Origin of the sequence: Cellvibrio sp. KY-GH-1, assembly GCF_008806975.1 — a bacterium.
Lineage (GTDB): Bacteria > Pseudomonadota > Gammaproteobacteria > Pseudomonadales > Cellvibrionaceae > Cellvibrio.
The window spans coordinates 4488269-4501318 of the sequence record NZ_CP031728.1; the positions used below are offsets into that span (position 1 = coordinate 4488269).

A 13050-nucleotide genomic window follows, 5' to 3' on the forward strand; every position below is an offset into this window, starting at 1 on the left:
ATTTGGCTTGCAGTCAGGCAGGCGCTTGGCATACAATCGCCGCCCCTGTAAAAGCGGGTATACGACGCTAGTCCCAAACGCCATCGGCATGTCGCCCGGCTACTTCGCGTCGTCCAGTGTTTTGGAGCATCCATAATGAGTGCATACGCAATTTTTGAAAGCGGTGGTAAACAGCATCGCGTAGTTGTGGGCGAAACCCTCAAACTCGAAAAAATCGATTTCGCCACCGGTGGCGTTGTTGAATTCAACAAAGTTTACCTGGTTGCCAACGGTGCAGACGTCAAGATTGGCGCTCCTGTTGTAGATGGCGCTACCGTAACTGCAGAAGTAGTTGCTCACGGCCGTGCGGACAAAGTGAAAATCATCAAGTTCCGTCGTCGTAAGCACCACATGAAGCGTCAAGGTCACCGTCAGTGGTTCACTGAAGTGAAAATCACTGCAATCAAAGGTTAATTGAGGAGTTTAGAAAATGGCTCACAAGAAAGGGGTTGGTAGTTCCCGTAACGGTCGCGATTCAGAAGCGAAACGCCTTGGTGTTAAAGCTTACGGCGGTGAATTGATTTCTGGCGGCAGCATTATTGTTCGTCAACGTGGTACCAAATACCACGCTGGTCCAAACGTAGGTCTGGGTAAAGACCACACTCTGTTCGCGAAAGTGGACGGTACTGTTAAGTTCGAAATCAAAGGTGCTTTTGGTCGTCAATACGTCAGCATTATTCCTGCTGTTTAATATTGCGCCCTGAATAACCAGCCGGCTGCGTGCAGTAGGCAATGAAGAACAATAAAAAAGCCCTGTCGAAAACGTCAGGGCTTTTTTATGTTTAGGAAGAACGGTATGCCGCGGGTGCATGGATGTACAGGAGCGGCGATGTTCAGGAAGAACGGGCAGGTGATTGCTCCTGCATAACCTGCACTTCCGCCATCCATGGCGGTCGTATGTCGCGAGGCATGGATGCACAGGAGCGACGATATTCAGGCTGATGAGCAGCCTGTTCGCAGTTTGCGATTATTTTTTAGTTTTTCTTTTTTCCTCTGGAGTCTGTTGTGAAATTTGTTGATGAAGCCCCAATTCATGTCGAAGCCGGTAAAGGCGGCAACGGATTCATGAGCTTCCGGAGGGAAAAGTTTATTTCCAAAGGTGGCCCGGACGGTGGCGATGGCGGCGACGGCGGCAGTGTGTATCTGGTTGCCGATGAAAACCTGAATACGCTAATCGATTACCGCTTTGTGCCCAAGTATCGCGCTGAAAATGGCGAGAAAGGTGGCAGTAAGGATTGTACTGGCGCAAAAGGTGCGGATTTATTTTTGCCGGTGCCGGTAGGTACTACCGTTATCGATACCGATACTGAAGAAGTGTTCGGCGATTTGACAGAGCACGGCCAAAAATTAAAAGTCGCGCAAGGTGGCTTCCACGGTTTGGGTAACACTCGTTTTAAAACCAGTACCAACCGCACTCCGCGCAAAACCTCTCCGGGAACGGAAGGTGAAATGCGCAACCTGAAACTCGAATTAAAAGTACTTGCCGATGTGGGTATGCTCGGTTTGCCCAATGCGGGTAAATCCAGCTTTATTCGCGCGGTAAGTTCCGCAAAACCCAAAGTGGCAGATTATCCGTTTACCACCTTGGTGCCGAATCTTGGTGTAGTTAAAGTGCAACAGCATCGCAGCTTTGTGATCGCCGATATCCCCGGTGTGATTGAAGGTGCGGCAGAAGGCGCTGGCTTGGGGGTGCGTTTCCTCAAGCATTTAACCCGTTGCCGAGTATTAATGCACATGGTGGACATGGCCCCGGTCGATGAATCCAGCCCCGCTGAAAACGTGCGGATGATTGCGAACGAACTGGAAAAATTTAGCCCGACCCTGGCCAAGCGCGAGCGCTGGTTATTGTTGAATAAAATAGATTTGTTGCCGCCCGACGAAGTGGAAGCGCGCTGCCAGGCAGTGGTGGATGAGCTGGGTTGGACTGGCCCGGTGTTCCGTATTTCGGCATTGAATCGCGAAGGTACTATGCCGCTGGCGGGCAAGGCGATGGATTTGTTGGAAGAAATCTGGGAAGAAGAAAAATCCAATCCCGAAGCGCGCGAGCGTGAACTGGAGTTGCAAAACCAAATGGCACAAGAAGCGCGTGAACGCATTGAAGAGCTGCGTCAGGCGCAGCGTGAAGCGCGTCGTGCACGCGGTGAAGATGATGATAACTTCAACGAAGACGATTACGACGTTGAAGTGATTTACGTGAATTACTAATCATTGTCGAATTGCCTGAATCGCAAAAGCGATTAGCGCCACTTACAAAATAGTGTAACCTCACGCCCGGATCCCCTCCGGGCTTTTTACATTAATAACTGACGAATATTCCCGAGCGCATTTCTCTCATGAGCAAAAGAGACATAATTCCCCAAGCGAAACGCTGGGTAGTAAAAATAGGTAGCGCACTCTTAACCAACGACGGCAAAGGGCTGGATGCTGAAGCAATTGCCGGTTGGGTAAAACAAATGGCCGAGCTGCGTTTGCGCGACATTGAATTGGTGTTGGTTTCTTCCGGGGCGGTAGCGGCGGGAATGCGCCGGTTGGGGTGGGCATCACGCCCCACTGAAATTCATCAGTTGCAAGCGGCGGCGGCGGTTGGCCAAATGGGTTTGGTGCAAACCTATGAAGTGGAATTCCAGCGCTACGGTTTACTTACTGCACAAGTGTTGTTGGATCACGATGACCTCTCTTCGCGTCAACGCTATTTAAATGCACGCTCTACTTTAAAAACACTGGTCAGCTTGAATGTCGTTCCGGTTATTAACGAGAACGATACGGTAGTGACCGATGAAATTCGCTTTGGCGATAACGACACCCTGGGTGCTTTGGTCGCCAATTTAATTGAAGCCGATTTGCTGGTGATCCTTACCGATCAAAAAGGTATGTACGACAGCGACCCGCGTTCCAATCCTAACGCACAATTGCTGAGTGAAATTGCAGCTGACGATACCCGCCTCGAACAAATGGCCGGTGGCACTGGCGGTGCGTTAGGGCGCGGGGGGATGATCACCAAAGTGCGTGCCGCTCGCGTTGCCGCTCGCTCAGGTGCGGATACTGTGATTGTGGGTGGTCGTATTGAAAATGCACTGCTGCGAATTGCAGCGGGTGATAATATCGGCACCTTTTTATGGGCCGATCAGCAACCGCAAGCGGCGCGCAAGCGCTGGATTTCCGGGCAATTGCAAACGCGTGGCACTTTGGTGCTGGATGACGGTGCCGTGCGCGTAGTACGCGAGCAGGGCAAAAGTTTATTGCCGGTCGGTGTTAAAGAAGTGCGCGGCGATTTTACCCGCGGCGACATGGTGATTTGTGTCGATTTGCAAGGTAAAGAAATTGCACGTGGTCTGGTAAATTACCACGCCGAGGAAGCACAAAAAATTATCGGCAAACCCAGCAGTCAAATCGTCGAGATTCTCGGTTATCAGGATGATAACGAATTAATTCATCGCGATAATTTAGTGCTGAGTTAATTTTTAGTATTCATTTCGCCAATAGAAAAAAGCCCGGTCATTGACAATGACCGGGCTTTTTATTGTCTATCTCAGCGCAATTATTATTTCGACGATTGCGCCATTCGTGAACGTAGAATCACTACCGCAACCAGGCCGAGCATTAATAGCCAGCTGGAGGGTTCAGGAACAGTCACGTTGGTGACAGCAACCTGGGTGTTGTTGATGGTGTTGAGCGACAGGTATTCACCTTCAGCATCACCTAATGAGTTCGCGCCCAGCGAAAAATTGCCGTTGCCGATAGCAATTGCGTTAAACACCAGAGTAAACAGCGTAAATTCCCCTGCTTGCCCATTGTTCAAGCTGGCAATGTCATCAACCGATAATTCGAACAGGTTGATCAAGCCGGTGCTGAGGTTGCTTGATTGCACGCTGCCAAAGCCAGTTAAATCCAGTTGATTGCCTTTGCTGCTATCGCCCCAGATCAGGTTGCTGAATGCGAATAAACTGTTATTGAAAACGACATCCAGATCATACACGCCCAATGCGGGTGCAGACATGTCATTCAAACCGCTGATATTTACCGCTACTGACACAAGGTTGCCCGTAGCAACACTGGTTTGGTCCGCAACCAAATCAATACTGATTGCATGGGCATCCACGGTAAATAACAGCACCAGTGATACCCAAAATTTTCTCAGATGTTTCATGCTTTGCTCCCGCAAAAAATATTTCAATAGAGTCTTAGTTGGTTGCGCAGCCCGTGCGCGTGCATTGCAAAGTCAATGCGCGAGTGTCCAGTGCGTTGATGGCTCCATCACCATTCACATCGCGTTGGTCAAATGCGGTTGGAATTGCGCCGCGCGCATTGGTAACGATTTGCACATCGTTTTTATCCACGTCGCCGTCGCCATCCAAATCCAATACCAGTTTCAATGAAACGACTAATGGGTCGTGATCAGATGAGCGATAGGCATCCGCGGAATAGAAACTGTTAAGTTGTACTGCGGATTTAAATTCAGTGTTGTAATCCAGGCTGATGGGTTCGTCGGCGTTGATATGCCAATCCGCCGCAAACAATACCTGTGGTGTTAATGCATCGCTGGCGAGGCCGTGATCGAGATAACCGGACTGACCGTCAAACACATAGGAGTAAGCGCTGCTGCCACCAAATTTATTAATCAGGTCGGTGTAACCGCCGTTAATAATTTTGGTAATGGGATTTTCTTTGGCGTAAGCATTTAAATCGCCGATGATTAAATAATCGCGATCATTTACGCCGGTGGGGTTGGTGTTCAACCAATTCACCAGTGCGGCAGCTGCCTGGGTGCGAGTGATATTGCAATTGCCCTGACCATCGCCGATATCGAGATCACCGAGATCGTTACAATCCGAGCCCTTGGATTTGAAATGGTTAACGACGGCGGTGGCGACGGCGCGGTTGCTATTAACACGGAAACTTTGCGCCAGTGCCGGGCGATTTTTGGTGTCGATAAATAGTGAATCGATACTTGAATCAAGAATTGCTGCATTACCAATCGCTGAGGCCTTGTCACTGCGATAAACGAATCCCACCGCAATTTCATCGGAGCCAATTTTGTTGCGGCCGGGGTTCACAAATTTCCACGCGCTACTGCCGGTTGCGGTGTTCAATGCCGCGGTTAATTCGGCGATGGCGCTGGTGCTACCATAGCCATCGTTTTCAATTTCAATCAGGCCAATTACGTCGGCATTCAGGCCTGCCAACGCGCTAACAATTTTCGCCTTCTGGCGAGCGAATTCCGCCGCCGTATTGGCGCCGCGTGAGGTTGGGAAACCACCGCCCGTACCATTACCGTTGAAAAAATTCAGCACGTTAAAGCTGGCGATTTTTAAATTCGCGGCTGAATCTGTTATGGGGGAGAGTGGGCGTGCGTTAGTGTGAATAAAGTTCGGTGTGCTCGTGGGTAATAGGCGATACACACCAAAATCGTAAGTGATCACACCTTGCAAATTCGCAACAGTATCGCCACTGCGTAAGGTATTTTCCGCCGACAAACCGGGCGCAGGGAAAATTACCGGGTCAGGATTTTGCAGATTGCTTGCGTCATCCATCATCAACTTATTCAAATTATTTTGTGTTTGCAGTGCGCTGGCCGCCGGGCCCGGCTCAACAATATTGGTCGGCGTTTGCAGGCGACCATTGGCGAGTAATACCTGGCCGTAACGACCCAATTGATAGGTTTCATTGACGGTGAGTGTTTGTGAGATTGCAACTGACATGCCTTCAATAGTTTCGAAGTTATCCAGGGATGCAACGGGTAAAGAAACATTGGCAGGCGTTGGCAGGGTTTGTCCGCTGGCACATACAGTGACAGTAGCGCTCGCGAGTTGCGTTACGCCAAAGGTTTCCGCCACGCTACCGCTGATACGTACGCGATCACCGACATTGACGGCGCTGGTACTCGCGATATAAATCCCTTCTGACGTTTGCGCATTGCTGTCAGTCTGCGCATCTTCTTCCTGAACAAAGAAGCCACCCAGTTGATTGGCATTTTGGTAATCGGCAACCACTATGGCTTCGATGCTAAGGGTGTTACCGACCAGCGGGCTGCTGGCACCACTGCCTTGTACTGCACTGATCAATGTCGCTGCCTGACCACAGTTGCCAGTATTACCACCAGTATTGCCCCCACCTGTGTTGCCTCCACCATTGCTGCTGCCTTGGTAAGTACCGAGGTGATCGAAGGTGTCTTGCGCATAGCCTTCCCACTCTGCGGCCGGATCGAATGCATTGCTGATAGTCACATCGCCGGTGGTGGTGGAGGTTTTGCGGCGTAGGGTATTGTCTTGTGTGCTGGTTAAACCCGTACCCCACTCAGCGCCCGGGTCAACGCCCACCTGGCCGATGCTGTCGATAATTGTGTTGCCATTTTTCAGCACAATCGCATCGTCGCCGTTGTACCAGCCGGCGCTGTTGGTTTGGTTAGCAGTGGCAAGAATGGTGGTGCTGGCGCTGCCGTGGGCCAGCACAAACACGCCTTGTGCGGGGATGCTGCCAGTGAGGTTGATGGTCAGGCCGGTGGTAGTACTGCCGTTGAAATACATCTCCACCTTGTAGTTGCTCAGGCTCACCGCGCTGTTGCTGCTGTTATAAATCTCCAGCGCTTTGTTATTGCTGCTGCCTTCTACGTATTCCGAGAAATACAAATCGGCGCTGGCGGGCAGGGCGCAAAGGCTCGCGATGGCAATGGCCAAGGGTTGATGGAGGGTTTTTAAAGGGCGGAATGTCATGGCTGGCTCCCCAGGGTATTGGTTATCGTGGGGCGCAGCTTAGGCACCTAATGTTACGGCGCTGTGGCGGGAATTGGTCGGTTTCGTGATGTTTTGATGACTTCGGGGCGGCAATTGCCAGCCCTGGTTGCTATAGCGATTCAATCTATTAGAAGTGTAAAGATCGGGAACCTTGTCGGAATGAGCAGGGTCGGAACTACTCCCCTTACTATTTGGGATCATCCCTGAATGAACGATAACTATGTGATCTGAAAGTCTGCATCTGTGTAGACAAAGACGCCGTATGGAGGTTTTTATGAACGCCAGAAACGATCTTTTGTTCGATAAGATTGAATTGCGCCACCCCCTTCCCACCGATGGCGATGATCTAAATCGCCTGCTTGCCACTACCCCCTTGCTGGATGGCAATTCCGTGCAATGCACCCTGTTGCAGTGCGGTCACTTTGCCAAAACCTCGGCGGCCGCCTTTGATGATGGCGATTTGGTGGGGTTTGTCTCCGCCTACTGCCCGCCCAGTGAACCCCATACCTTGTTTGTGTGGCAGGTAGTCGTTGCACCGCAATGGCGTGAGCACGGCCTGGGCAAACGCATGCTGCATTGGTTAGTGGAACAGGCGGACTGCCTGCATTGCACGCGGATGGTTACTGCCATCGCGATTAAAAACACGGTGTCCTGGTCGCTGTTTGATAGCTTTGCGCGCGACATTGGCGCGCTGCCGGTGAAGTCCTTTGTAACGCCGCTGGATCGCGATCCGCACAATGCGCCCAAAGAGTATCTGCTGCGCATCGCCCCCTTGCCTAACTGCCCGGACGAAATCATGGGGGATTCCCTTGCCGATTTGCGCGCGGGTTACTCCCACATTCCTGCTATGCGCCGCTGGTTGGATTAGCCGCGACAGAGTACACGCGGCCGCCTGCGACAATTTGTCACTGTTGCTCGCGCGCTAAAACTCCTACCCTGCTGCCCCAAAATCCATTAAAAAAAGATTGAGGGGCAATTCGGTGAGACGACTAACCCTGGTGGTCGCCATAGTGCTGGCCAACCTGAGTGCCGGCGCTATGGCACACGACGAAGTGCTGAAAAAAAAGCGCAACCAAAACCCGCCAGATGTTGAAGAGGTGAAAGTCTGGGGCGAGGCGCGCGACAGTGCCAGCGCCGGTTATACCAATCCTTCCAGTTTATTGACCCAGGAAGACATGGTGGCGATTAACAGCTCCACCACCGAAGACCTGGTGAAATACGAACCCAGCATAGTGATTCGCAAACGCTACATTGGTGACTCCAACGGCACCCTCGGCCTGCGTGGTTCCAATATGTTTGCCACTGCGCGCTCCATGGTATTTGCCGATGGTGTGCCGCTGCATTATTTATTGCAAACCCGCTGGAGCGGCGCCCCGCGCTGGACCATGGTAAGTGCGAGTGAAATTGCGCAGGTAGAAATTCTCTACGGGCCTTTTTCAGCTGAATACAGTGGCAATTCCATGGGCGGTGTGGTGCTTATTGAAACCGCGATTCCGCAAAAGCGCGAAGTACATGTGGACCTGGATTATTTCTCCCAAGATTTTTCTGCCTATGGTTTTAACGATCAACTCAACGGCTACAAAACGTTTTTGTCTTACGGCGATAAGCTTGGTGATTTAAGTATTTATTTTTCCTACAATCGTTTGGAAAACGACAGTCAGCCGCAGTCTTATTATTTTGATCAGGATAAAAATCATAGCGATGCTAAAGTCCAACAACAATTTGCCAAAGCGATCCCGGTTACCGGATTAATTGCCGACAAAGATGTTTTTGGAAAACCAGCTTATTATTTTGGTGATACCGGTGTTGAGCAAGCCACAACCGACAACTATAAAATTAAATTGGGCTATGACTTTGGCGATTGGTCAGCGCTGCTTAATGTCGCTTATGAAGATCGCAACACTTTGCGCGATGCGACCAACAGCTATATTAAAAATGCAAACGGCGATAGGCTCTGGTCCGGAAATTTTACGGAAAATAATTTATGGATAACCATTCCTGCTGCCCGCTTGGGTGCCAGTGAGCTGGATCGTCGCAGTTTATCTACCGGTCTGCGTATTAAAGGCCATCTCACCGAATCTGCGCGCTTTGAAGCCAATCTCAGTGATTTTCGAATCCTGGAAGACAACTCGCGTGCATCCAGCCACGCGTTGCAAGATCCGTTGTTTAAAGGCGCTGGCCAAACCACTAATTATGACGATACCGGTTGGCAAACTCTGGAAGGGAAATTGGTATTTTCCGACTTTGGTACAGAAGGAATTGAATTCATTACTGGCGCACGCTACGAAGCCTATGAATTAAATCTGGATGTATTTAATTCGACTAATTGGAGGCAGGGCGATAACGCTGGTTACACCAGTCGCAGCGGTGGCGACACAGACATTGCAGCAGTATTTGCACAAATGAATTGGGATATTAGTGAGCGTTGGGATCTTGCTCTGGGTGGACGTTATGAGCAATGGGAAAGTAAAAACGGTTACTTCAGCCGCAAAAATCCCACAACGACTGCATTTGAATTAGTTGACCTGGCCGACACAGATCGCAATCAATTCTCACCCAAATTTTCACTCGGTTATGTTCCCGCTGATGAGTGGTTGGTGCGTTACTCCTTAGCCAAAGCCTATCGCTTCCCGGTAGTGGAAGAATTATTTACCCAAAGCCAAAACTATTCGTCGGTCGTGCAGGCGCGCCCGGATTTAAAACCGGAAAACGGTTTGCATCACAACCTGATGGTGGAAAAGCAACTGGAGTCCGGTTATCTGCGCATCAATATTTTTACTGAAACTATTCAGGATGCGATTGAATCGCAAACCACTTTTTTACCGAGTGGCTCCACGGTTCCCTCGGTAACAACCTTTTCGTCGGTGGATGAGGTGCAAACTGATGGCGTAGAGCTGATTTTAAATCGCTATGGTTTATTGGTCCCTGAGTTGGATTTGCGTTTCAACCTTGCTTACACCAAATCTGTCATCACTGATAACTCCACGGTGGAGGCCAATAACCCGGCAACTGTTAAAAGCATTGAAGGTAATAACTATCCGCGCATGCCGCGTTGGCGCGGCAACCTCATGGCCACTTATCACGCTACAGATCGCTGGGATTTAAGCGCTAATCTGCAATACGCGGATAAAAGTTTTGGTCGCCTGGATAATACCGACACCGCAGAGCAAGTCATGGGCGCACAGGATGGCTACACGCGTCTTGGTGTTAAAACCAGTTACGACCTTACGGATAACCTCGAAGCCAGTTTTGGTATTGATAACCTAACCAATGAAGAAAGTTATGTGGCGCACCCATGGCCGGGTAGGAGTTATTACTTAAGTCTGTCTTATGATTTATAAATAAACCACTAGCTAATAAATTTCTACGATTCGAGTTTGCCGTGACGGGGATTCATTTCAAAACCGTAAAGGCATGGATGCCGCCACGGAGCTACATGGATGTATTAATGCGTTTTTGAAATGAATCCCCGTCGCGGTAAACGTATTCGGAGCACGTTAAAAAGGCGTGAATAAAATGAATACATCAACCCTGTTAGCCAATACTAATAACAGTCGCGCCCTATATCGAACCATCTGGCGCTGGCATTTTTACGCCGGCATTTTCAGTATCCCTTTTGTGATTTTGCTTTCCATTACCGGCGCCATTTATTTATTCAAACCTTATTATGAACGCTGGCAAGAAAGCCAATTCCATAATTTAACTGTTAATGGCGAACAATTAACCACCAACGAACAAATACAAGCGGCACTTAACGCAATTCCCAATGGAAAATTTCTCAGCTATCGCCTGCCGCAACATACCAATGAATCAGTATTGATCAATGTGCAAGCGGAAAGTAGCTGGCAAGTATTTGTAAATCCTTACACGGGCGCTGTGGTCGGCAAGCAAGAAAACAGTTGGCAATTAATGAATATTGTAAAAACCATTCACGGCGAATTGCTGCTTGGCACAACAGGATCAATTCTGGTTGAGCTGGCGGCCTGCTGGGCGATTGTATTAATCGTCAGCGGTTTGTATTTGTGGTGGCCACGCAATGCCAACGGAATGGCTGGTGTTATTTATCCGCGTCTGCGCGAAGGCAAGCGTACTTTTTGGCGCGACCTGCACGCCGTTACCGGAATTTGGATCTCTTCACTCGCATTGTTTTTATTAATTACCGGATTGCCTTGGGCGTTGGTCTGGGGCGCCGCGTTAAAAGAAGTCCGCGCAATAGATTTTTCGCAACAGCAAGATTGGACTCAAAGCCGCGCACAAGAACACCAGCACGGGCGCGCACAGGCAAGCGCTGAGTTTAACCTGACCCCGGAAATTTTAGCCACCGCTCAAACATTGCAGTTGGCCCCGCCGGTAGAACTCAGTATTGCCGAACCTATGTTTAATCGCTGGAAAGTATCATCGCAAACGCAAAATCGCCCGCAGCGCATGGATGTCTGGATCAGCAGTCAGGGCAATATTGAAAAGCAATCCGGCTTTGCCGAGAAAAAGATGATCGATAAAGCCATTGGTGTTGGTATAGCCGCACACGAAGGATATTTATTTGGCTGGTTTAATTTGCTGTTGGGTGTGCTGACGTGTGCGGGATTAATTCTAATCAGTGTCAGCGGATTTATTTTATGGCGCAAACGTAAACCGGATTCAGTGCTGGGTGCTCCCCCGATAATGCCGGTGCGGGTTGGCTTTTCAGTAATCGCGATTACCCTGGGTTTGGCAATCCTTTTGCCGTTATTGGCAATCTCACTGGTAGCGCTTCTAGCGCTAGAGTTCCTTGTGCTGCGTCGGTTGCGCGGTGTCAGTCTTTGGTTAGGGTTGGCTAACGATTAATGCACATTTTTAAGTAACTGCGGCCACAATTGAATCCAGGTTTTCCAGTTATGTTTTCCCGCTTGGGTTACTGTGTGCTCTGGCGGTAATTGTCTTGCCAATAATGTATTGGGAATAGCAAATTTGTCGTTGTTTCCATAAGCGAGATAAATTTTATTTTTAGTGGCGTCGGGTAGTTGCGTTAACCAGGGCCACAAGTTTACATCGCGTGGTGGCTGAGTCGGGGCCGTATTTTCAATGAGGTAGTTGTAGTCTTGCGGATCGCCGAGATAGGGTGCAAGAATAAATATTTTGCTGATGTCATCCGGGTAGTTTTTCAAATACAACAATGAGCCTATGCCGCCCATTGAAATCCCGCCTAAATAAATTTCACTGTAGCCCGCGTCGAGCGCGGGTTTAATAATGTCCTGTCGCAGTCGCACGATAATTGTGCGCGCCGAGTAATATTTAACGTGAGCTTCTACCGCGACTATGTCCATCGTTGGGTAGGCAGCGCGAATCATCTCAATCACGCCATGCTTGTCAAATGCGCTAGCCCTATCGCCAATGCCGGGGAGCAATACCATTAATTGTTTTAGCTGCTTTTGTTCCTGCGTTGCCGCTTGGTGCGGGTAATGGATGGCTTGTATGGGAATAACGGTACTTTGCAGGTAGTAACAGCCGCTGAGTAGAGCAACTAGGCATAGGCTGGCAAGAGCTTTCAGAGGCATGAATTTTCCTATTGATAAAACTGTGGTAAAAGGTTCACTGTACAGGTGTGGAATAGGTTTGCAGCGCACACCGCTGCTGCACTAATACTAGAGTAAACCAAGGGAAATACTATGTCAGAGTTTAAGCTTTATGTTGATTCCCACTATGCCAGCCCTTGGGCTATGGCCTGTTTTGTGGTGTTGCAGGAAAAAGGGATAGCCGCCGAATTAATTTCCATTAATCTGGATGCTGCCGAAAATAAACAGCCGGAATTCAGTAAGCAATCGCGCACCCAGCGCGTGCCATCATTGGTTGACGGTGATTTTTCCTTGTCTGAATCCTCCGCTATTTGCGAATACCTGGAAGACACCTTTCCTGAAAATCCGGTATTCCCGCGCGATAAAAAAGCCAAAGCCCAAGCGCGCCAAATCCAGGCATGGATTCGCAGTGACCTGCTTGCGCTGCGCAAACTACGCCCGACAGAAGTTATTTTTTATGGCAAGAAATACGAGCCGCTCTCAGCTGAAGCGTTAGTCGCAGTAGATAAATTATTTTCCGTTGCCAATACTTTGTTGAAGCCCGGGCAGAAAAATTTGTTTGGCGATTGGTGCATTGCTGATATGGATTTGGCGGTAATGCTGCAACGATTAATGATCCACGGCGACCCAGTGCCAGAGCATCTCGCAGCCTATGCCAATGAACAATGGCAGCGCCCCTCGGTGCAATTGTGGGTCAATAAACAGCGTCCGCCGTGCTAGCAGCCTTG

At 49.6% G+C, this 13050-nt stretch carries 11 protein-coding genes; 8 read left to right on the plus strand and 3 right to left on the minus strand.

Features of this window, described 5'->3' with window-relative positions; all coding sequences use genetic code 11:
* The first annotated feature begins 135 nt into the window (after positions 1–135).
* The 4 genes from rplU (at position 136) to proB (ending at position 3497) form a co-directional block, all read left to right on the plus strand.
* Positions 136–453, plus strand: coding sequence for a 50S ribosomal protein L21 (gene rplU / locus D0C16_RS18900; protein WP_039912424.1), 318 nt, complete (start codon positions 136–138; stop codon positions 451–453).
* A gap of 16 nt (positions 454–469) precedes the next feature.
* On the plus strand, positions 470–730 hold the full coding sequence (rpmA, locus tag D0C16_RS18905; RefSeq protein WP_151033796.1) for a 50S ribosomal protein L27: 261 nt from the start codon (positions 470–472) through the stop codon (positions 728–730).
* Positions 731–1044: 314 nt separating this feature from the next.
* Positions 1045–2244, plus strand: coding sequence for an Obg family GTPase CgtA (gene cgtA, locus D0C16_RS18910; RefSeq protein ID WP_151033797.1), 1200 nt, complete (start codon positions 1045–1047; stop codon positions 2242–2244).
* A gap of 128 nt (positions 2245–2372) precedes the next feature.
* Positions 2373–3497 carry a glutamate 5-kinase gene (gene proB, locus D0C16_RS18915; protein WP_151033798.1) on the plus strand — a complete coding sequence of 375 codons (1125 nt, stop codon included), beginning with the start codon at positions 2373–2375 and terminating at the stop codon, positions 3495–3497.
* 83 nt (positions 3498–3580) lie between these two features.
* On the opposite strand, the gene D0C16_RS18920 is transcribed toward proB, so the two are convergent.
* Positions 3581–4186 carry a cohesin domain-containing protein gene (locus D0C16_RS18920; protein ID WP_151033799.1) on the minus strand — a complete coding sequence of 202 codons (606 nt, stop codon included), beginning with the start codon at positions 4184–4186 and terminating at the stop codon, positions 3581–3583.
* Positions 4187–4220: 34 nt separating this feature from the next.
* A complete protein-coding gene (locus D0C16_RS18925; RefSeq protein WP_151033800.1) occupies positions 4221–6749 on the minus strand; it encodes an ExeM/NucH family extracellular endonuclease in 2529 nt (842 codons plus the stop codon).
* A 295-nt stretch (positions 6750–7044) separates the two neighbouring features.
* Between D0C16_RS18925 and D0C16_RS18930 the strand changes: the two genes are divergently transcribed.
* The 3 genes from D0C16_RS18930 (at position 7045) to D0C16_RS18940 (ending at position 11594) form a co-directional block, all read left to right on the plus strand.
* Positions 7045–7638: a GNAT family N-acetyltransferase gene (locus tag D0C16_RS18930; protein ID WP_225318761.1), complete on the plus strand. Its 594-nt coding sequence runs from the start codon at positions 7045–7047 to the stop codon at positions 7636–7638.
* Positions 7639–7750: 112 nt separating this feature from the next.
* Positions 7751–10111 (plus strand): TonB-dependent receptor, encoded by a 2361-nt coding sequence (locus tag D0C16_RS18935; protein ID WP_225318762.1) that lies wholly within the window; start codon positions 7751–7753, stop codon positions 10109–10111.
* Between the two features lie 175 nt (positions 10112–10286).
* Positions 10287–11594, plus strand: coding sequence for a PepSY domain-containing protein (locus D0C16_RS18940; protein WP_191968551.1), 1308 nt, complete (start codon positions 10287–10289; stop codon positions 11592–11594).
* Here the strand turns inward: D0C16_RS18940 and D0C16_RS18945 are convergent.
* Positions 11591–12304: a hypothetical protein gene (locus tag D0C16_RS18945; RefSeq protein WP_151033802.1), complete on the minus strand. Its 714-nt coding sequence runs from the start codon at positions 12302–12304 to the stop codon at positions 11591–11593. The genes D0C16_RS18940 and D0C16_RS18945 overlap by 4 nt on opposite strands.
* Before the next feature lie 111 nt (positions 12305–12415).
* Here D0C16_RS18945 and yfcF point away from each other — a divergent pair, with 111 nt between their 5' ends.
* Complete coding sequence (yfcF, locus tag D0C16_RS18950; RefSeq protein WP_151033803.1) at positions 12416–13042, plus strand: glutathione transferase; 627 nt, start codon at positions 12416–12418, stop codon at positions 13040–13042.
* Positions 13043–13050 lie beyond the last annotated feature (8 nt).

Bases quoted from the DNA above. Each gene is read 5' to 3' on its own strand.
- D0C16_RS18930 (WP_225318761.1), top strand. From the start codon at position 7,045: ATGAACGCCAGAAACGATCTTTTGTTCGATAAGATTGAATTGCGCCAC.
- yfcF (WP_151033803.1), top strand. From the start codon at position 12,416: ATGTCAGAGTTTAAGCTTTATGTTGATTCCCACTATGCCAGCCCTTGG.
- D0C16_RS18925 (WP_151033800.1), bottom strand. From the start codon at position 6,749: ATGACATTCCGCCCTTTAAAAACCCTCCATCAACCCTTGGCCATTGCC.
- D0C16_RS18940 (WP_191968551.1), top strand. From the start codon at position 10,287: ATGAATACATCAACCCTGTTAGCCAATACTAATAACAGTCGCGCCCTA.
- rplU (WP_039912424.1), top strand. From the start codon at position 136: ATGAGTGCATACGCAATTTTTGAAAGCGGTGGTAAACAGCATCGCGTA.
- proB (WP_151033798.1), top strand. From the start codon at position 2,373: ATGAGCAAAAGAGACATAATTCCCCAAGCGAAACGCTGGGTAGTAAAA.
- rpmA (WP_151033796.1), top strand. From the start codon at position 470: ATGGCTCACAAGAAAGGGGTTGGTAGTTCCCGTAACGGTCGCGATTCA.
- D0C16_RS18920 (WP_151033799.1), bottom strand. From the start codon at position 4,186: ATGAAACATCTGAGAAAATTTTGGGTATCACTGGTGCTGTTATTTACC.
- D0C16_RS18945 (WP_151033802.1), bottom strand. From the start codon at position 12,304: ATGCCTCTGAAAGCTCTTGCCAGCCTATGCCTAGTTGCTCTACTCAGC.